Origin of the sequence: Streptomyces sp. NPDC013457, from assembly GCF_043089925.1 — a bacterium.
Lineage (GTDB): Bacteria > Actinomycetota > Actinomycetes > Streptomycetales > Streptomycetaceae > Streptomyces.
The window spans coordinates 160538-179945 of the sequence record NZ_JBICBL010000002.1 but is presented as its reverse complement, the minus strand read 5'-3'; the positions used below and the strand labels follow the sequence as shown (position 1 = coordinate 179945).

The 19408-nt window shown below is 73.3% G+C and carries 17 protein-coding genes and 2 tRNA genes; 4 read left to right on the top strand and 15 right to left on the bottom strand.

Translation table 11 applies throughout. From position 1 onward, the window contains the following. Positions 1-130: 130 nt before the first annotated feature. Together ACF1G2_RS06405 and ACF1G2_RS06400 are read left to right on the top strand one after the other, a co-directional pair. On the top strand, positions 131-889 hold the full coding sequence (locus ACF1G2_RS06405) for an IclR family transcriptional regulator C-terminal domain-containing protein (protein WP_352187504.1): 759 nt from the start codon (positions 131-133) through the stop codon (positions 887-889). Between the two features lie 99 nt (positions 890-988). Beyond that, positions 989-1062: transfer RNA gene (locus ACF1G2_RS06400), tRNA-Lys, on the top strand. Between the two features lie 74 nt (positions 1063-1136). On the opposite strand, the gene ACF1G2_RS06395 is transcribed toward ACF1G2_RS06400, so the two are convergent. The 5 genes from ACF1G2_RS06395 to ACF1G2_RS06375 form a co-directional block, all read right to left on the bottom strand. After that, positions 1137-1799, bottom strand: a complete 663-nt coding sequence (locus ACF1G2_RS06395; protein ID WP_391797168.1) for a response regulator — start codon at positions 1797-1799, stop codon at positions 1137-1139. Next, positions 1730-3049, bottom strand: coding sequence for a sensor histidine kinase (locus ACF1G2_RS06390; RefSeq protein WP_391797167.1), 1320 nt, complete (start codon positions 3047-3049; stop codon positions 1730-1732). The genes ACF1G2_RS06395 and ACF1G2_RS06390 overlap by 70 nt, the downstream gene beginning before the upstream one ends. 167 nt (positions 3050-3216) lie before the next feature. Next, entirely contained in the window at positions 3217-4920 is a 1704-nt protein-coding gene (locus ACF1G2_RS06385; protein ID WP_391797166.1) for an AMP-binding protein, read from the bottom strand. Between the two features lie 25 nt (positions 4921-4945). Then, entirely contained in the window at positions 4946-5536 is a 591-nt protein-coding gene (locus ACF1G2_RS06380; protein ID WP_391797165.1) for a lytic polysaccharide monooxygenase, read from the bottom strand. Between the two features lie 201 nt (positions 5537-5737). Then, entirely contained in the window at positions 5738-7000 is a 1263-nt protein-coding gene (locus ACF1G2_RS06375) for an SPFH domain-containing protein (protein ID WP_391797164.1), read from the bottom strand. Between the two features lie 829 nt (positions 7001-7829). On the opposite strand from ACF1G2_RS06375, the gene ACF1G2_RS06370 reads away from it, so the two are divergent. Further along, positions 7830-8114 carry a hypothetical protein gene (locus ACF1G2_RS06370; RefSeq protein WP_391797163.1) on the top strand — a complete coding sequence of 95 codons (285 nt, stop codon included), beginning with the start codon at positions 7830-7832 and terminating at the stop codon, positions 8112-8114. Positions 8115-8728: 614 nt separating this feature from the next. On the opposite strand, the gene ACF1G2_RS06365 is transcribed toward ACF1G2_RS06370, so the two are convergent. Further along, positions 8729-10129, bottom strand: coding sequence for a peptidoglycan-binding protein (locus ACF1G2_RS06365; protein ID WP_391797162.1), 1401 nt, complete (start codon positions 10127-10129; stop codon positions 8729-8731). Between the two features lie 182 nt (positions 10130-10311). Between ACF1G2_RS06365 and ACF1G2_RS06360 the strand changes: the two genes are divergently transcribed. Beyond that, positions 10312-10385, top strand: a tRNA-Lys gene (locus ACF1G2_RS06360). Positions 10386-10766: 381 nt separating this feature from the next. Here ACF1G2_RS06360 and ACF1G2_RS06355 read toward each other — a convergent pair. The 9 genes from ACF1G2_RS06355 to ACF1G2_RS06315 all read right to left on the bottom strand — a co-directional run bounded on the left by ACF1G2_RS06355 (position 10767) and on the right by ACF1G2_RS06315 (position 19405). Beyond that, the gene (locus ACF1G2_RS06355; protein WP_391797161.1) at positions 10767-11399 is read right to left on the bottom strand and encodes a class F sortase; all 633 of its coding nucleotides are present in this window, start codon (positions 11397-11399) and stop codon (positions 10767-10769) included. A 55-nt stretch (positions 11400-11454) separates the two neighbouring features. Continuing rightward, positions 11455-12099 carry a hypothetical protein gene (locus ACF1G2_RS06350; protein ID WP_391797160.1) on the bottom strand — a complete coding sequence of 215 codons (645 nt, stop codon included), beginning with the start codon at positions 12097-12099 and terminating at the stop codon, positions 11455-11457. Between the two features lie 95 nt (positions 12100-12194). Then, positions 12195-12974, bottom strand: a complete 780-nt coding sequence (locus ACF1G2_RS06345; protein WP_352187495.1) for an HAD-IIA family hydrolase — start codon at positions 12972-12974, stop codon at positions 12195-12197. Positions 12975-13105: 131 nt separating this feature from the next. Next, positions 13106-14677, bottom strand: coding sequence for an alkaline phosphatase family protein (locus ACF1G2_RS06340; protein ID WP_391797159.1), 1572 nt, complete (start codon positions 14675-14677; stop codon positions 13106-13108). Positions 14678-14821: 144 nt separating this feature from the next. Beyond that, on the bottom strand, positions 14822-15889 hold the full coding sequence (locus ACF1G2_RS06335; RefSeq protein ID WP_391797158.1) for a 2-aminoethylphosphonate ABC transporter substrate-binding protein: 1068 nt from the start codon (positions 15887-15889) through the stop codon (positions 14822-14824). Positions 15890-15912: 23 nt separating this feature from the next. Next, positions 15913-16710 carry an ABC transporter permease gene (locus ACF1G2_RS06330; RefSeq protein WP_391797157.1) on the bottom strand — a complete coding sequence of 266 codons (798 nt, stop codon included), beginning with the start codon at positions 16708-16710 and terminating at the stop codon, positions 15913-15915. Then, on the bottom strand, positions 16697-17581 hold the full coding sequence (locus tag ACF1G2_RS06325; RefSeq protein WP_391797574.1) for a 2-aminoethylphosphonate ABC transporter permease subunit: 885 nt from the start codon (positions 17579-17581) through the stop codon (positions 16697-16699). The genes ACF1G2_RS06330 and ACF1G2_RS06325 overlap by 14 nt, the downstream gene beginning before the upstream one ends. A 16-nt stretch (positions 17582-17597) precedes the next feature. Further along, positions 17598-18638, bottom strand: a complete 1041-nt coding sequence (locus tag ACF1G2_RS06320; RefSeq protein WP_391797573.1) for an ABC transporter ATP-binding protein — start codon at positions 18636-18638, stop codon at positions 17598-17600. A 74-nt stretch (positions 18639-18712) separates the two neighbouring features. Continuing rightward, the gene (locus tag ACF1G2_RS06315; protein WP_391797156.1) at positions 18713-19405 is read right to left on the bottom strand and encodes a phosphonatase-like hydrolase; all 693 of its coding nucleotides are present in this window, start codon (positions 19403-19405) and stop codon (positions 18713-18715) included. Positions 19406-19408: the final 3 nt, after the last annotated feature.

The window sequence follows — 19408 nt, the reverse complement described above, 5'->3', positions numbered from 1 at the left end:
GCCAGGGTGGTGCGCCCCAGCGTATGAGGCTGGGGCGCCGCATCAATCTCGCCAACAGCCGCTCCGAAAAGGGAGCTTGACGGCTATCGTGGTACGGAAGCTTGCGGTCACAACCTGGTAGGGGGAAACCGTGGCGCTGAAGCCCGAGCCCACCGCGCCGTTCCACTCGGTGCAATACGCCCTGCGCGTCCTTGAGACGGTCTCACGGCACGGTGGCGGGGTGACGGACGTCCAGATCGCTCGTGAGACCGGTCTGCCCGTCGCCCACCTGTCGTCCCTGCTGCTGATGCTCCGCCGCGAGGGGTACGTCGAGCAGGTCGCCGACGGCGCCTATGTGATCGGCGACTCCCTGGTCCTGCTGGGCTCCGGACTGACCCGGCGCGAGGCGCTGGAGGGCAAGCTCCAGGAGACGCTGACCGAGCTGCGCGACTCCGTGGGCGCCGCGGTGTACATCAGCCGGTACATCGACGGCGAGGTGAAGATCACCCAGTTCGCCGACGGCCCTCGCACGCCCGCGGTCAACGAATGGGTGGACTTCCGCTCGGCCGCGCACGCCAGCGCGGTCGGCAAGTGCCTGCTGACCCAGCTCGACCAGAACGGCCGCCGGGACCACCTCTCGCGCCACAAGATCGCCCGGCTGACCTCCCGGACGATCACCAACGAGAAGGTGCTCTTCTCCAAGCTGGACAGCCAGCCGCCGACCGTCCCGGTGCTCGACCTCCAGGAGTACGCGGTGGGCACGGTCTGCGCGGCGGTGCCGCTGACGGCCGGGGCGGCCGTGGGTTGCCTGGCCCTCTCGCTGCCGATCGAGCACGCCCACCGGCTGCGCTCGGCGGCCGACACGCTGAACCGCAGGGCGGCTCCTGTGGTCCTGTCGCTGGCGATCTGAGGCGGTACGGAACGACTCGTCCCCGGATGTGACCTGGTCCTCGCCGGGTGGTGGTCGGAACCACCTCCGAGGACCAGGTAGTATTTTCTCTGTCAGCAGGCGCCGCTAGCTCAGTTGGTTAGAGCAGCTGACTCTTAATCAGCGGGTCCGGGGTTCGAGTCCCTGGCGGCGCACAGACGGAAGAAGCCCCTCGCGGAAGCGAGGGGCTTCTTCGTGTCCCCCGCCGGTCACGCCCCCCGGTGCGTCGTCACGCCCTCAGGTACGTCAGGACGGCCAGCACCCTGCGGTGGGTCTCCTCCGCGGGCGGCAGGTCCAGCTTGCCCAGGATGTTGCCGATGTGCTTGCCGACGGCCGCCTCGGTGACGACGAGCCGGCGCGCGATCTCCCCGTTCGAGTGCCCCTCGGCGACCAGACCGAGGACCTCCCGCTCGCGCGGGGTCAGCGCCTCCAGCGGATCGCGGCGGCGGCGCAGCAGCTGCCGGACCACCTCGGGGTCCACGACCGTGCCGCCGTCGGCGACCCGGCCGAGCGCGTCCAGGAACTCCTCGACCTGGCCGACCCGGTCCTTGAGGAGGTACCCGACGCCGGTGCCGTCGCCCGCGTCCAGGAGATCGGCGGCGTAGGTGCGCTGCACGTACTGGCTGAGGACGAGGACGGGCAGCCGCGGACGCTCGGCGCGCAGCGCCACGGCGGCGCGCAGCCCCTCGTCCTGGAAGCCGGGCGGCATCCGCACGTCGGTGACGACGATGTCCGGATCGTGCTTCGCGACCGCCGCGCGCAGCGCGTCCGCGTCGCCGACGGCGGCCACGACCTCGTGGCCGAAACGTGCCAGCAGCCCGATCAGGCCCTCGCGGAGGAGGACGCTGTCCTCGGCGAGGACGACACGGAGGGCTCGGACGGCGGTCGGCACGGGATCTCCACTCCGAGAACGGTCGGCCCGCCCGGCGGGCTCATGATCGTCAGTGTGCCATCGAGGACGGCGAGCCGGTCGGCCAGTCCGGTGAGCCCGGAGCCGCGGGCCGGGTCGGCGCCGCCACGCCCGTCGTCCTCGACGCCGACCCGCAGCCGCCCGTCCCCGTACCGGGCGGTGACGCGGGCCTGGGTGGCACCGCTGTGCTTGCCGATGTTGGCGAGGGCCTCGCAGACGGCGAAGTAGCCGGCGCTCTCCACGGCGGTGGGCAGCCGGGGCAGGTCGACGTCGGTGTCGACGGGTACGGCGGAGCGGTCGGCGGCGTCGCTGAGGGCCGCGCCGAGGCCGTAGTCGGCGAGCACCTGCGGATGGATGCCGTGGATGAGTTCGCGCAGCTCGGTCAGGACCCGGCCGGCCTCCGCGTGGGCCTCGGCGAGCAGGTCGGCGAGCGGGCCGGGCGGGGCGTCGAGGCGGGCCAGGCCCAGGGTCATCGTGAGGGCGACCAGGCGCTGTTGGGCGCCGTCGTGGAGATCGCGCTCGATCCGTCGCCGTTCGGCCTCGAAGGCGTCGACGAGCCGGGCGCGGGAGGCGGTGACCTCGCCGATCCGCTCGCGCAGCTCGGCGTCACGGGGTGCGAGCAGTGCCCGGCCGAGGGCAGCGCGCGCGCCGGCGAGCGCGCCCAGCGGGTAGAGCAGGGCGACGAGGAGGACGCATCCGAGGAGGGCGGCGGCGAACGCCTGCGGATAGGAGGTGACCAGGTACGCCTTGACGACCTTGGCCTCCTCGCCGTCGACGGCCAGCTGGAGGGGGGCGCCGATCAGGGCGGCGGGCAGCCCGAGGGCGACGGCGAGGACGATCAGGTCGAGCGGCCACAGGACGGTGGCGTGCAGGACGGCGTACGCGAGCTCCCGCCAGGTGGCCTGTTCCCGGACGCGGACGCGGAGCCAGGCGGCCAGGCCGGGCGCGTCCGGGACGCGGTGCGGGTCGGCGGCGGGGTCGAGGTCGACGAGCCGGAGCCGGCGGCGCTCGATGCCGCCGAGGGCGACGCCGGCGAGGAGGAGCAGCGGAAGCCCGACGAGCACGAAGGAGAAGAGGACGAGCAGCAGCAGGACGAGCAGCGCGAGCGCACCGGTGAGCACCCCGGTCGCCAGATAGCCCGCGGACCGCCAGGGCCAGACGGTCCGCGGATACCGGGCCCGGGTGAGGGCCTGCCAGGGGGTGGGGGCCTGCCAGGGGGTGGGGGGCGACATGGGGTTCACCGTAGGGGCCGGTCGCCGGGCGGGGCCATGGGTCTGGGGGGTGTACGGGGGTAGGCCTGGCCCTACCCCCGTGCCGCGCGGGTGGGCCCGGCCCTGGCCCGCCGCGCGAGAGGGCGTGGCCCGGCGGGGCGGGCGGTCGTGGGCGGCGCGGGCCGGTCCTACCTCTGCGGCGCCGGAGGCTGTTCGCCGGCGCCCGGCCCTCGGGGCGAGCGGTCGTGGGCGGCGTAGACGGACCGCAGACCGGCGAGGGCGTCCGGCGTCAGGGGTTCGTACGGGCTCCCCGGCGCGGGGCGCCACCAGACCGGGTCCCCGCAGAGGAAGGAGTCCCGGCGCAGGGCCACGCGGTGGATCTTGTTCGTGGCGGTCAGCGGGAGCCTCGGGACGACGCGTACGAACCGCGGGGGCATCTTGGTACCCAGGTCCGGCTGGGCGGCGAGGAAGGCCTCGAACGCGACCGGATCGAAGTCGGCGCCCCCGGCCGGATCCTCGCGCAGGGCGATCGCCGTCATCACCTGGTCGCCCGCGACCGGGTCGGGTATCGCGTACACGGCGACACCGGCCGCGCGCTCCCAGCGGGACAGGATCTGCTCGATCACCGCGGCCGCGAGGTTCTCGCTGTCGACGCGCAGCCGGTCGTCGTCCCGCCCCGCGAACCAGAGGAAGCCGTCGGCGGTCCGGTAGAAGAGGTCGCCGGTCCAGTACCAGCCGCCGCGCCTCCGGGCGGCGTCCGCCTCGGGGTTGCGCCAGTAGCCCTCGAAGGGGTTCCGGCCGCGGTTGACGAGTTCGCCGATCGCCGCCGAGGCGTTGAGGAGCCGGCCGTCGGGCGACAGGACGGCGGGCGCGCACTCCTCGCCGGTCGCCGGGTCCACCACCGCCAGGTCGTCCCCCGGCGCCGCCCGACCGATGGCTCCGGTCGGGGTGTCCGGGGTCCGCTGGATCGCCGCGCCGCCCTCCGAGGAGCCGTAGCCCTCGACGAGCCGCGCCCCGAACCGTGCCTGGAAGCGGGCCGCGTCCACGGCCCCCGCCTCCGTACCGAAGCCGAGCCGCAGCCGGTGCTCACGGTCGTCCGGACGCGGCGGGGTGGCCAGCAGGTACTGGACCGCACGGCCGACGTACGTGAAGTAGGTCGCGCCGAACTCTCGTACGTCCGGCAGGAAACGCGAGGCCGAGAACCGGTCCCGCAGCGCCACGCCCGCCCCGGCGGCGAGCGCCGGGGCCCAGTCCGCGATGACCGCGTTGCCGTGGAACATGGGCATGCAGACGTAGTGGACGTCCTCGGGCCGTACGCCGAAGTGGTCGACGAGCGAACGGCCTGCGGCGGCGAGCCGGCCCTGGCTGCAGATCGCCGCCTTGGGAGCTCCCGTCGAGCCGGAGGTGAAGTAGAGCAGCATCCGGCTGTCGGGGCGCACGGGGCGGGCGGTGGCCTCTCCGGGCTTGGCGCCCTCGAAGGGGGTCAGCAGCTCCCGGTAGGCGTCCGTGTCGGTCACCAGGACGCGTACGCCCGGCAGGGGAAGGCCGTCGAGGAGGGGAAGGTGGGCGCGCTGGGTGACCAGGACGCGGCAGTCGGTGTGGACGATGTCGCGAGCCAGTTCGGCGCCGCGCCGGGTGGGGTTGATGCCGGCGACGGCGGCCCCGGCGAGGGCCGCCGCGCTCAGCCAGAGCGGGAATTCCGGCGTGTTGTCGAGCAGTACCCCGAGGTGCGGCTCGGCACCCCGGTGCAGCAGATCGACGAGGAGCGCCGCCCGTGCGGCGGCTCCGGCGGCGACCTGGTGGTGGGTGAGGACCGTGTCCTCCGTCCTCAGCCCGACCCTGTGGTCGCCCCATTGCCGACGCACGAGCTCCGCCACGGTGGGTTCGGTCATGCACCGGACGGTAACTGACAGTTCGTCAGAACTGAACATCCGAGCACGCGTAGAACGCGTTCCCGGTGTCCGCGATCGTCCAGACCGCGAGGATGAGATGCCGCCCGGACTTGCCCGCCGGGACGGTCCCGGAGTGCGAGAGCGTGGCCGGGGGCTGTGCGTTGTTGTAGGGGACGGTCAGGAACGGCTGGGGATCGAGCGCCGCCCTGGTGAGCTTCTGGCTGCTGTTCCAGCCGTTCTTGGTGATGTAGTACTTGAAGTCGGTGGTGCTGTGGCGGGCGGTGAACTGCCAGCGGAAGGTGTGGCTCTGGCCCGCGGTGAGCCGCGTGGCGGGCCAGGCGCCGCCCCGGGGGTCGTCGAGCTGGGAGAACCGCGAGTTCCCGCCGGCGCAGATCGTGCCGTCGGCGGGTCCGGCGGACGGGAAGCCCTTGAGGCCCTCGACCGACTGCGGCTCCCACTGGATGTCGCCGCAGTTGGTCACGGTGCCGTTGGCGCAGAGCTTCTGGCGACTGATCGGGGAGTCGGTGTACCCGTGGCTGCCGGCGCTGCCGGTGGCGAAGAGGGAGGCGCCGGCGACGCCGAGCGCCACCGCCGCCACGCCTATCTTTTTGCGCATGCTGTCGCTCCTGGTGAACGTGGGGGAGTTCCGAGCCGTGCTGCACGCGTGCGGGTGGTGCGGGTCGTGCGGGTGGTGCGGGTAGTTCTGATGCTGGTGCGCCTGCGCTGGCGCGCTTGTGCGGTAGTGCCTATTCCGGTCTAGACCAAGTACCAAGGTATTGATGGAAGTTGAACATGTCCATACCGGCCACGCACCCCGTCACGCGCCCTCCACAGGCCCGGTCCGGCCGGTGTAGAACGCCACCGTCAGGTCCTTGACCAGCGCCTTGCGCTCGTAGTCGTCCAGCTCGACGAGACCACGCGTGGTCAGCCGGTGGACCACGTCGTCCACGGCGTCCACGACGGAGGTCAGCACGCTGTCACGGTGCTTGGCGTCGATCGCGGCGATCCGGCGGCGCTGCATCGCCGCCGCGATCTCGGGGGCGTACTCGATACGGGTCGGCTGCGCCGAGAACACGTCGATCCCCACCGGCGCGCACTCCGCGGAGAGCATCCGGGTCAGCGCCTCCCCGACCGCCTCCGCGTCGCGCAGGGTCGGGGCGTCCTCGTGGAAGGCGTCGGCCGGAAGCTGGGACAGGACCCGGGCCATCGCCGCCTCGACCTGCTCGCGCAGGTAGTCCTCGTGACCGTCGACGCCGAGCGCGGCGCGGACGGTGTCGCGGATGCGCCAGACGACGAGGACGACGACCCGGAGCGCGGTGCCCTTGGCGTCGACCGCGGACAGCGGCTCGCTGCGCCAGTGGCGGAGACGGATGTCCACGCGGCGGCGCAGGAGGAGCGGGCTGACCCAGACGAGGCCGGTACGGCGGACGGTGCCGCGGTAGTCGCCGAAGAGGGTGAGGACCCAGGCGTAGCCGACGCGGCCGCGGCCGAGCCCGCCGAAGGAGAAGAGGGTCAGCAGGACCCCGAGGGCGAGGAGGGCCCACTGGCCGAGGTGGATGCCGTGGTACGGACGCGGGGGCAGCCGGAGCATGCGCGAGAGCTGCTCGGGCACGGCCCCGACCCACCACAGGGCGGCGGCGCACCCGGTGAGCGCGAGCGCCCCGGCGACGACCCCGGTCCACCCGGGCAGCACGGCCCCGTCCCGCTCGACGAGCTTGGGGTCGGCGCTGGGGGCGGGGCGGGACGGCTCGGGACGGGTGGGGGCGGGGATGACGGCCTTGGGGATGTGCGCGGGGACGGGGGCGGCCATGGCGACGGTGGCGGGCCCGCCGTCGTCGTCGGCGTCGGGCTCCTTCCGGAAGAGCAGGTGTACGGGGATGGAGCCGGTGGTCTCGGCACCGATCACGTTCTTCCGCCGCCCCCCGGGCCGCACGGCCACGTGCGGCTCGGCGACGACGGGCACGGCGACGACCCCGACGTCACCACGGACGATCCGCCGAGGATCGACCCGCGCGTCGCCCGTGCGGGGCGCTGGCGCGTCCGGGTCCTTGGCGGCGGGGGCGGCAGGGGCGCCGGGCACACGGGTGCCGTTCGCGGCGGGGCGTGCGGCGGTCAGGCCGGTCGCCCCGACCGGCGTACGGGGTCCGGTCGCGGCGGGGCGTACGGCACCCCCCGGGTCGGCGGAAACGTCGGGCCCAGGGGTACCCGGCGTACCCGGGCGCGTCGCCGCTGCGGGCGCATCGGCCGCGGGGCGAGCGACAGAAGCCGCGCCACCGGCGGCCACAGGACGGGGACGGTTCGCATCGGGCCCGGGGGCGCCCTGCGCACTGGGCGCGGTCGCGGCGGTGGGCGCACCGGCCGCGCCGCGGTCGGCCGACGAACCGCCGGGCGTACGCGGACCGGTCGCGCCCGGCGCCGCAGGGCGGGCGGCCGAGGCCGGGGCGCCGAGCGCGCCCGGGCGGGCAGAAGCCTCGGACCCGGGGGTGCCCGGTGTACGCGGGCCGGCGGCGGAGGCGGGCGGAGCGCTGGGCGCATCGGCCGCCGGACGGATAGCGGTCAAACCGGTCGCACCGACCGGCGTTCGGGACCGGGCATCGCCGGCCGGCGCCACGGGGTCGGCGGCTGAGGCCTTGGCACCGCGAGCGCCCGGGTCGGCAGAAGCCACGGTCCCCGGGACGCCCGGTGTGCGCGGGCCCGTCGCCGAAGCGCCCGGGGCGCCGGGCAGATCGGGCGTAGGGCGGGCGGCCGAAGCACCGGCACCGGCAGAAACCACGGTCCCCGGGACGCCCGGTGTGCGCGGGCCCGTCGCCGAAGCGCCCGGGGCGCCGGGCAGATCGGGCGTAGGGCGGGCGGCGGTCAGGCCGGTCCCGCCGGTCGGCGTGCGGGCCCCGGCATCGCTGCCAGGTGCCGTGGGGCCGGCGGCTGAGGCCGGGGCGTCGGCGGCCGGCGAACTGCCCGGTGTGCGCGTATCGGCCACGGCGTCGGCAGCGGTCGGGGCGCCCGCGTCGGCCGTCGGGAGAGCGGTCGCCGCGGCGTCGGCCGCATCGGCCGCGCCGGGCACCGTGCCCGGCGTCGCCGACGTGCGCGGCTCGGTGACCACGGCCGCTCCGGGCGCGGAGCCGTTGGCCCCGTCCGCCGGGCCACCGATGGCGACCGGTCCCGCCGACGCCCCCTCAGAAGCCTTCGCGGCGTGATCGCCTGGCGCGCTGGCCGGACCGGCGGGATCCACGGCGTCGGGGAAGCACGGGCCCTGTGGCACCGCCCCACCGGCACCCGGTGTCGAGCCGTCCGGCCTCGAGCCGCCCCACAGCGCCGTGCCCGGGGCCGCGTGGCCCGGAACCACCGGGCCCTGCGCCGCCGGTCCGGCGGCGGCCGGGTCCGAACCGCTCGACGCGACCTGGCCCAGCGGGGCCGACGCTTCGGCGCCCGGCGTCGAGCCGCCCGACGGCGCCGCGCCCGGGGTCGCCGGTCCTCCGGCGGCCGGGGCCGCCCGGTCCGGTGCGGCCGGGCCCTCCGGGGCCGACGGTCCGGAGCCCGGGGCCGAACCGCCCACGGGCCCCGCTCCCTGCGCCGCCGGACCCGCGGCACCCGGGGACGAGGTGGCCGAAGGCTGCGGCGGGGACGGGGTGGGCGTCTCCGATGCCGCTCCGGCCTCGCCCGTCGGCTCCGGCGGGCGAACCGACGGTCTCGGGCCGCGCGGTTCCGCCGTCAGACGGCGGGCCGTGCGGGCCGCGTCACGGCTGGCCGCCGCGCCCGAGTCGGGGTGTGGCGTCGATGCGGTCATGGGGTCCACCTCATGCTCTCGGGGTCATCGGAACAAGCGCCGCCAGGTCTCCGGGCCCGGGTAGCCGTCGGCCGCGCCGCCGCGCCATCCCTGTGCCCGCTGGAACGCCTCGACATTGCGACGGTCCGCCTCGCTCCAGCGCGGACCGGGACCCGACAGGTAGTGCTTGCCGTAGCCCCGCTTCACCAGCTGTTTGCCCAGCTTCTCCACATATGCGTTGGATTGGCCCGGACGGAAGTAGCCACGCCCGGGGAACCCCGCCACATTCGCGCTCGGGCCCCCCGAACCACTCGAACCGCCGATGCTCCGCCCCTTGGCCGTCACCAGCAGACGCCAGGTGTGCGGCCCGGGCATCCCGTCCGCCTCCTTGCCCTTCCAGCCCTGCGCCCGCTGGAACGCCGCCGTCGCCTGGCGGTCCGCCTCGCTCCAGCGCGGGCCCGGGCCCTGGCGGTAGTACTGCTTGCCGCCGCGCTCGACGAGCAGCCGTCCGAGCCTGGTGACGTGCGCGTTGTTCGCGCCGGGGCCGAACATCTCCGAGCCCGGGTACGCCGCCGACGTGACGGCCGGGCCGGCGGCACCACCGCCCCCGACGGCACTCCCGCCGCTGCCGCCGCCGACCACGCCCTTGTAGCGGTAGGCCACGTAGCGGGCCGAGTTCTCCCAGTACGCCAGCGGCGTCGCCTGCCGCCTGGCGCGCGGCTTGGTCTGCTCGTACGCGATGTACGACGTGTGCGTGTAGTCCGTCCAGCCGCCGAAGACCGTGACGTGCGAGCCCTTCGTCGGATTGGCCGGGTTGTGGAAGAGCAGGATGTCGCCGGCCTGGAGGTCCGCCCGGTCGATCCGGTCCCCGAAGCGGTCCAGGCTGCCGGTCCACTCGTTGGCGCGCAGGTTCCACACCATCGAGACGTAGCCCGAGCAGTCCTGGCGGTAGCCGTCGGACCAGTACCGCTCCATCGAGTACGGGACCTTGGCGTTCACCCACCGCTTGGCGCGGTTGATGATCTCGGTGCGGGTGGTCTTCCGCAGGGACGGGGTGGAGATCTGACTGGTCGTCGGGGTCGCGGCCGGCGACGGCTGCAGCGGCCCCGGACCGGCCGCTCCGTGCAGGGGTCCCGCGCTGCCCTGCGGCGTGTCGGGCCCGGGCGCGGCGACGCCACCCGCCGCCTCCGCCGCCCCCGCCGTCGCGTCCGCCGGAGTGACGCGCGCCGTGGAGCCCGACTGGCGGGCGAGCGCGCTCGCTCCCCCGCCGCCGAGGACCACTCCCGCCGCGGTCACCATGACCAGCGCGCGGCGCGCTCCGTGCGCCGCCGGATGACCGCCCGCCCGGACGGGCAGGCCAAGGGCGAGATCGCGCCGCTGCCGGGCGCAGCCCGCGCAGCCGCAGTCGGCCGCGGGCTCGTACTCCTCGAAGACCGGCACGCTCATGCGAATCCCCTCCACACTCGTCAAGATCTTCTGGCGTGGTGCACGGGCGCCAGTGTCTCAACTGTCCTGACATATCGCATTTTGACGGATCGAAGGCCCGATACGACCATCCGACAGGCCGGAAGAACCGGTAATGGTCGGGAGCACCCTCGGACGTCGGGTAGAGTTACGCAGGTCAGCAGGCGCCGCTAGCTCAGTTGGTTAGAGCAGCTGACTCTTAATCAGCGGGTCCGGGGTTCGAGTCCCTGGCGGCGCACGCAGAGTCAAGGCCCCCTCACCATCGGTGAGGGGGCCTTTATCGTTCCAGCGCGCGCTTCCCCGCTCCTCCCCGCACTCCCCCGTACCCTCACGCCCTCAACCGCCCGCCGCGGATGCCGGGTTGGACCGTACGGAACCGGCCGATCTCAGGGCGTCCGGGAGGTTGTCCGCCCCCGCGGCGGACGCCCGTTCTAGAGTTGCGGAACCCGAACCTCCCGCGGCGGCGCCGGGCTTCTCCCGCAGCCCGTGCGCCCGCGGTCGAGGACCGGCCCGGCCGCCGGGCGCGTGGTCCGCCAGATGGACCCGACGATCAGATGCCCGCCGGCCGGGCCCGGGCCGCCTCCCGCCCCTCCTCGCCGACCGGCTCACCGGCCGGCGGTCACGCCCCGCTCGCTCCCGTGAGGTATGCCGAGACCACGACGTTCGCCGTGTACGTACCGGACTCGCGGTCGAAGGTCCCTCCGCAGGTGATCAGGCGCAGCTCCGCCCGGCCGTCCTCCCGCTGCCCGTACACCTTCCGCGCGTCGAAGCCCTCCCGGGGGAAGACCCGTACGTCGTCCACGGTGAACTCGGCGACCGAGCCGTCGGTGCGGGTCACCCTGACCGTGGCACCCGGGCGGGCGGCGCTCAGCCCGTAGAAGACGGCGGGCCTGGTCTCGGTGTCGACGTGGCCGACGAAGAGCGCCGCGCCCTCCGCTCCGGGTCGCGTACCGGTGCGGAACCAGCCGACGGATTCGGGCATCTCGTACGGCGGCGGGTCCACCGCTCCCGTACCGTCCAGGCCGCGCCCGACCACCGGTGCCGCGATCCCGAGCGACGGGATCTCGACGCGGCGCGGCTCGGCGGGCGCGATGGGCCTGTGCGCCGGGGGAAGGGCGGCACCGGCCGGCCGGCCGACCGCGGCCATGTCCCCCGTCGTGGGGGCGGAGGTGCCGCCCGGTCCGTCGGTGACCTCTCGGCCCCAGAGCCAGAGCCCGAGAAGGAGGACCGCCCAGGTCGCCCCGGTCAGCATCCGCCCGCCGCCGGACCCGGCAGGGCCGGCGGATCCCGTGGACCCGGCGGACACCTCAGTCGCCCGCCCCGCGCCGGCGCGCGCTGCGGACGGCGACGGCCACCGAGGCGATCGCGGCGAGCCCCAGGCCGACCAGGGTGTACGGGGTGCCGAGGCCGTTCTCGCTGGTGGTCTGGGCGACCCCCGGCGCCACGGGGGGCGCGGCCGGGACCGCGAGGGCCGCGCCGCCGCCCCCGGCCCGCACCGGGGCGTACGGGGTGGAGTGGTGCGAGGGCTCGTGGGTCGGCTCGTGGGTCGGCTCGTACGTGGGCTCGTGGGTGGGCCTGTGCGTGGGCTGCGGCTTGTGCTTCTCGACGTGGACCACGCCGACGTCACGGTGCTCGCGACCGTCGCAGGTCACGCTGACCTTGTACGTACCACTCGCCAGTCCCGACCTGATCGTGGTGTCGCCGGAGAGCCCATGGCCGCCTCCGTAGGCGCCGGTGAGGTCGGCGGCGGCGACGAACGCCTTGGACGAGGCGGCTCCCGTGGTGCCCTTGCAGCCCTGGACGCGGACCTCGACGTCGGCGCCGGGCTTGGCCGTGGCCGGGGTGACCGTGGCCTTGACGCCGTCCCCGGCGAAGGCGGTACCGGCCGTGGGCGCCAGCACCAGGATGGCGGCCGCCCCTGCGGCACGGAGAGCAATGGGACCTGAACGCATCGTGACCTCCTGATACAGGCAGGGTCACCCGTTTCGCCCGCTCCCGCATCCGCAGGGGGTCCGGTCGGGCGTCCGGCCGGACCCCCGCGGAGCCGTTACACCCGGTCCACGAGGTCGGCGATCGACTTGACGATCTTGGAGGGGCGGAACGGGAAGCGGTCGATCTCCGCCTGCGTCGTCAGACCGGTGAGGACCAGGAACGTCTGCATGCCGGCTTCGAGGCCGGCCAGGATGTCGGTGTCCATCCGGTCGCCGATCATGGCGCTCGTCTCGGAGTGGGCGCCGATGGCGTTCAGTCCGGTACGCATCATCAGCGGGTTGGGCTTGCCCGCGAAGTACGGGTCCTTGCCGGTGGCCTTGGTGATCAGCGCCGCGACGGAGCCGGTGGCCGGCAGCGGGCCCTCCAGGGAGGGGCCGGTCTCGTCGGGGTTGGTGCAGATGAAGCGGGCGCCGGCGTTGATGAGCCGGACGGCCTTGGTCATGGCCTCGAAGGAGTACGTCCGGGTCTCGCCGAGGACCACGTAGTCCGGGTCGTGGTCGGTGAGGACGTAGCCGATGTCGTGCAGCGCGGTGGTCAGGCCCGCCTCGCCGATGACGTAGGCGGTGCCGCCGGGGCGCTGGTCGTCGAGGAACTTCGCGGTGGCGAGCGCCGAGGTCCAGATGTTCTCCACCGGCACCTGGAGGCCCATGCGGGCGAGGCGTGCGTGCAGGTCGCGGGCGGTGTAGATCGAGTTGTTCGTGAGGACCAGGAACGGCTTCCCGGTGTCCCGCAGCTTCGTGATGAACGCGTCGGCACCGGGGATCGGGACGCCCTCATGGATGAGGACTCCGTCCATGTCCGTGAGCCAGGATTCGATCGGCTTGCGCTCTGCCATGTGCGGGGACTCCTGCCGTACAGAAATCGTGCGGTGTGCTGGGGGCGCCGCGACAGCGCTGTGGCGACGCCCCCACCCTAGGCCCTGACCGCCCGCGCGAGCCCGGCCGGTGCGGGCGGTCAGGGCCTGGATCAAGAGGTCGTGACCCTGACCCCGTCGATCACCCAGTACCAGTTGTTGGAGCCGGTGTAGCGGAAGCGGAAGCTCACGCTGGACGCCCCGGAGGGGACGTTCACGGTGAGGGACTGGGGCTGGGAGATCACGTCGGCGGTGTAGTTCTTGACGACCGTCGGCGTACCGCCGTTGAAGACGGCCTGGACCTGGGCGGTCTGGCTGCCCTCCTGACGGTAGAAGGTGGTGAAGTCGAGGGTCGCCCGCGTCTTGCCGGAGACGCTGTACGCGGGGGTGACCAGCGTCGAGTCGTACGTACCGGAGAAGGACTTGTCGGACCACTCGTCGGAGTCGGCGACGGCGAAGACGCCCCGGGCGCGGACGTTCAGCTCGCGGGACTGGTCGCGCTGGGTGCGGGACCAGAACTCGTCCGTCGCGAAGGCCCACCCGCGCCACTCGGTCATGCCGCCGGTGCCCATGGCGTTGTTGATCACGGACCAGCCGCCGGGCGCGGTGTGGGTGAAGCCGAGGACGCCGGCGGGGATGCCTGACTCGTCCACGCGGCCGGTGAGGGAGGAGTGCAGGGCGTCGAAGGGGTCGGTGGAGCGCTGCTGGACCGGCTTGCCGTCCAGGCCCCAGGAGGGGTCGGGGACGATGCCGAGCTGGTGGAAGACGGTCGCGGCGACGTCCACGAGCCGGGTGTCGATGGGGCGGGCGCCGGCCGCGATGCCGGGGCCCTGGGCGAGGACGAACGTGCGGCGCTCCTCGATGGCGGAGCCGCCGTGGCCGCCGCCGTCGGTGTGGCCGTGGTCGGTGGTGACGATGACGGTCCAGCGCTCGGTGGCGTACGCGGGGCGGGCCTTGATCGCGGAAAGGAGGCGGCCGAGGTAGCCGTCCTGGACGGCGATGGCGTCGAGGTACTTCTGGCTGGCGGCGCCGTAGGAGTGGCCCATCTCGTCGGTCTCGCCGAAGTAGACGAAGAGGACGTCCGGGTTCTGGTTGCGGAGGATGTCCTCGGTGGTGTCGGTGATGATCTTGTCGTTGACGGCGTAGTCGTTGTTGTAGACCAGCTTCGCGTCGGCGCCGGGGGTGACCGTGCCGTGCGTGTCGAGCTCGGGCCAGTCGACGGCGGCGAAGAGCGAGAGGTCGGGGCGGACCTGGTTCAACCGGGCGAGGAACCCCGGGTACTTGGCGTAGTTCTTGCCGGTGAAGGTGTTGTCCCTGACGCCGTGCTTGTCGGGCCAGACGCCGGTGGAGATGGTCGACCAGCCGGGGCCGGAGGACGTGGCGGCCATCGGGTTGGCGTAGAGCAGCGACAGGCCGTACGTGCCGTTGGCCATCAGGGACTTCATCGTCGGCGCGCTGGCGGCGTCGATCCGGTCGTACCGCAGTCCGTCCATGCCGACGACGAGCACCTTGTCCTTGCTGGTGCCGTTGGGGAGCGTGGGGGCGGCGGTGGTGGCCGCTCGGGCGGCCGGCGCGGCGACGACGGTGCCCGCGGCGGCGAGGGCGGCGGTGGCGCCGGCGGCGGCGAGCACGGTGCGGCGGGGGACGCCGGTGGACTGGTCCGTGGACATGCCGGTGATCGGCATCTGGATCCTCCGTGGAGAGGGAGAAACGGGGCGAGGACGCGCCAACGCCCCCGATTTCCCGGGGGCGTTGGTCCGTACCCGTTATCTTTCCGCTACATGCGGAGGGATTCCAGGGCCGTGCGGTGAACTCTTGGAAGCCCGCGGTTAGCTTCCGGTGGCCGTCTTCCAGGCGTCGACGTACGTGGTCAGGTTCTTGTCGATGTCGGCCCAGTCGGGCTCGAAGATCTCGACGCCCTCGACCAGCTCGGCCAGCTCGATCGCGTTGGCGTCGGTCGCCTTGATGTCCTTGCGGGCCGGGAAGCCGCCGCCGATGGAGCTGACCTCGCGCTGGGCCTGCTCGCCGAGCATGAAGTCGAGCAGCTTCTTGCCGTTCTCGGTGTGCGGGGCCCTGTCGACCAGGCCGGCGGCGTACGGCAGGGCGAAGGTGGTCGGCTTGGCGCCGTCCTTGGCCGGGAACCAGATGCCGAGGTTCGGCATCGACTTCGACTGCGCGAAGTTCATCTGGACGTCGCCGTTGGCGACGAGGATCTCGCCCTTGTCGACCTTGGGGGCGAGCTTGGAGGTGGACGACGACGGGCCGACGTTGTTGGCCTGGAGCTTCTTCAGGTACTCCATCGCCGGCTCCTGGCCGCCGAAGTCGTTCATCGCCTTGATGACGACGGCCGTGCCGTCACCCGCGACACCGGGGGTCGAGTACTGCAGCTTGTTCTTGTACTTCCCGTCGAGGAGCTCCTCCCAGGTCCGGGGGGCCTCCTTCAGCTGCTGCTTGTTGTAGACGAAGCCGAAGTAGTTGTTGACGACGGAAGTCCACTTGCCGTCGTCGGCCTTGTCGGCGCCGTCGACCTGCTCCGAGCCCTTGGGGGTGTACGCCTGGAGCAGCCCCTTGGAGTCGGCCTGCTGGATGAAGGGCGGCAGGGTCACGATGACGTCGGCCTGGGTGTTGTTCTTCTCGCGGACGGCGCGCTGCACCATCTCGCCCGAACCGCCCTCGACGTACTTGACCTTGATGCCGGTCTCCTTCTCGAAGTCGGCGAAGACCTTGTCGTACCAGCCGTCGCCCTTCTCCCCCTTCAGGCCGTCCGCGCTGTAGACGGTGACGACCTTCTCGTCGGAGGCCGCGGAGGAACCTCCGCAGGCGGTGAGGGTGGCGGCGAGGGCGAGGCTGCCGGTGACGGCGGCGATCGGCTTGACGAACGTGGACGAGGTACGCATAACGTCGTTCTCTCCTGAGGGAATTAGCGGTAGGACGCCTTGGTGCGGACACGGGAGACGGCGAGCAGGACGAGCAGGGTCGTGGCCATGAGGACCACGGCGAGCGCAGAGCCGGTGAAGAGGGATCCCCGGTCGGTGGCGGTGAAGATGAGCACCGGCAGCGGCAGCCAGTCCGGCGGGTAGAGCATCATCGTGGCGCTCAGCTCACCCATGGAGAGGGCGAAGCAGAGCCCAGCGGCCGCGTTGAGCGACGGCAGCAGGAGCGGCAGCTTCACCCGGAGCAGGACGTACGCGGGGCGGGCGCCGAGGCTGGCCGCCGCCTGCTCGTACATCGGGTCGAGACGGAGGATGGCCGCCGAGACCGACTGATAGGCGAACGCCGTGACAAGAACGGTGTGCGCCAGGATCACGATCCAGCGCGTGCCGTTCAGCAGCACGGGCGGCTGCGAGAAGGCGACCAGGACGGCCAGGCCGACGACGACCGAGGGCACGGCGACCGGCAGCATGAACAGCGCGTCGAGGAACCGGCGGCCGTTCTTCCGGAGGGAGTCGGCGGCGAGCGCCGCCCATGTGCCGACGGTCAGCGCGAGCAGGCCGGCGGTGACGGCGGTGACCAGGCTGGTGGTCAGCGCCTGGAGCGACTCGCCCCGCACGGCCGCCGTGTAGTGCTCGGCGGTCGGCCCGGAGGGGAAGGCCCCGGACCAGTTCGTGGAGAAGGACGCGGCGACGATCACGAGCAGCGGGAGGGCGAAGAGCGGGACGAAGAGGACCGCGAAGAGGGTCCAGGCCGTCCACTTCCCCGTACGGCTATGCACCAGCACGACGACTCACCACCCGGTACAGGCCGTAGAGGCCCACGGAGATCGCGACGTTGACGACGGCGACGACACAGGCGGCGGCGTAGTCGGATTCGAGGATGGCCTTGCCGTAGACGAGCATGGGGAGGGTCGTGACGCCCTTGGCGCCGGTGAAGAGGACGATCCCGAACTCGTTCAGGCACATGACCAGGACGAGGCTTCCGCCGGCGGCGAGCGCGGGCAGCGCCTCGGGCAGGATCACCTGCCGGACGATCCGCAGCGGCTTCGCGCCCAGGGAGGAGGCGACCTCCAGCTGCGCGGTCTCCATCTGCGAGAACGCCGCCAGGAGCGGACGCATCACGAACGGCGTGAAGTACGTGATCTCGGCGAGGAGGACGCCCCAGGGCGTGGTCAGGAACTGGAAGGGCCCGGCCTCGGCACCGGTGACGTCCGTCCACAGACCGTTGGCCATGCCGACCGTGCCGTAGAGGAAGAGGAGCGCGAGGGTGATCAGGAAGGACGGGAAGGAGAGGAAGACGTCGATGAACTTCGACACCGCCTTCCCGCCGGGGAACGGCACGAACGCGATGACGAGCGCGAGCACGAACCCGAGGACGAGACACCCGACGGTGGCCCCGACGGCCAGCCACACGGTGGTGACGAGCGCCTCCTGGAAGGCCTCGGACGCGAAGACGTCGGCGTAGGCACCGGGAGCGAGGGACTCCTGGACGACGAGAGCGAGCGGGTAGAGGAAGACGAGCGCCAGCACGGCGACGGGGGGCAGGGCCCAGAGGACCGTGGTGGGCACACGTCGCGCGGGACCGGGGGCGGGGGTCCCGCCGGACGGAGTCCCGGGGAGGGTGGGCACGACCTCACGACGGCGCTCGGCGGTCATGATCGGTGCGCCGGGGCTAGCCATCGGACACCCCGGCCCCCAGCAGCACCCCGTCCCCGGCGGCGAAGTGAAGGACCACCTCGTCCCCGAGGGCGGGCGTCTCACGGAGTTCCCGCACGTCCGCCTTGACGCGGTGCCCCTCCACGTCGACGTACAGGCGGTGCGTCGACCCGCGCCACTGCACCTCCGCGATCCGCCCCCGCAGCGCGTTCGGGCCCTCGCCGAGTCCGACGAGGTGCGGCCGTACGCACAGGGTGGCGGCGGCTCCCGGGGCCACGCCGTCGGTGGCGACCGTGAGCCGGACGCCCCCGAAGGCCACGGTCCCCGTCCCCACCGTCACCGGCAGCAGGTTCGCGTTGCCGACGAAGGACGCCGTGAACTCCGTACGCGGACGGCGGTACAGGTCCTGCGGCGTGCCGCAGTCCTGGAGCCTGGCCTTGTCCATGACGGCGATCCGGTCGGCGAGGGTCAGCGCCTCCACCTGGTCGTGGGTGACGTACAGGATCGAGACGTCCGGCAACTCCCGGTGCAGTCGCGCCAGTTCGGCGAGCATCCCGGAGCGCAGCTGTGCGTCGAGCGCCGACAGCGGCTCGTCGAGGAGCAGCACGTTCGGGCGGATGGCGAGCGCCCGCGCGATCGCGACGCGCTGCTGCTGGCCGCCGGACAGCTCACGCGGGTAGCGCTTGGCGTAGGCCGACATCCCGGTCGTCTCCAGGGCCTCGGCGACCCGCCCCGGGATCTCGGCCTTGGGCGCCTTCTGCGCCTTCAGGCCGAAGGCCACGTTGTCCTCGACCCGCATGTGCGGGAAGAGGGCGTACTGCTGGACGACCATGCCGATCCCCCGCTTGTGCGGCGGAAGGGCCGTGTCGTCGCGATCGCCGATGAACACCCGGCCGGAGACCGGCTGCACGAACCCGGCGACGGCGCGCAGGGCGGTGGTCTTGCCGGAGCCGGAGGGCCCGAGCAGGGCCATGACCTCGCCGGGCTCGATGGTCAGGTCGAGGGCGTCGAGGACGGTGTTCCCGCCGTACGCGACGGAGACGGACCGGAAACGGATACCGCTGCGCGCGGCTGCGGAGGCGGGCCGGGCCGGGCCGGCCCCGCCCGTCGCGACGACGGCGCCGGGCGCCGTCACCGGTCCGCCTCCGCCCGGGCTATCGCCGCCGGCAGATCCGCGACCGACGCGAGGACGTGGGTGGCGCCGTGCTCCTTGAGCGCGGCCTCCTCGTGCGCCCCCGTCAGCACGCCCGCGACGATCCCGGCGCCCGAGCGGACCCCGCTGAGCATGTCGTACGAGGTGTCGCCCGCGACCGCGATCCGACGGACGTCGTCGACGGCTCCCGTACGGAGGAAGGCGCCGAGGACCATGTCCGGGTACGGACGCCCCCGGCCGCCCGCGTCCGCCGGGCAGAGGGTCAGCCCGACCAGCTCCCGCCAGCCGAGCGCGTCGAGGATGGCGTCCTGGGTGACCCGGGCGAAACCGGTGGTCAGGACCACCGTCCGGCCCTCCGCCTTCAGCCGCTCGATCGCCTCGGCCGCGCCGGGGAGCGGGGCGATCAGGCCGTCGGCCACCAGCTCTCCGTACGCCTCCTCGAAGGCGGCGTTGGCCTGCTGGGCGCGGGTCTCGTCGCCGCCGAAGAGGTGGCGGAAGACGGAGATCTTGGACTCGCCCATGGTGGCGCGGACGTAGTCGATCATCGTGGCCGGGTCCTCGCCGAGGCGCTCGGCGGCGGCGCTGAACGCCCGCTCGACGAGACCGCCGTCGGCGACGGTGGTACCGGCCATGTCCAGTACGACGAGGTTGTACGTGTGGTTCTCGGTCATGTC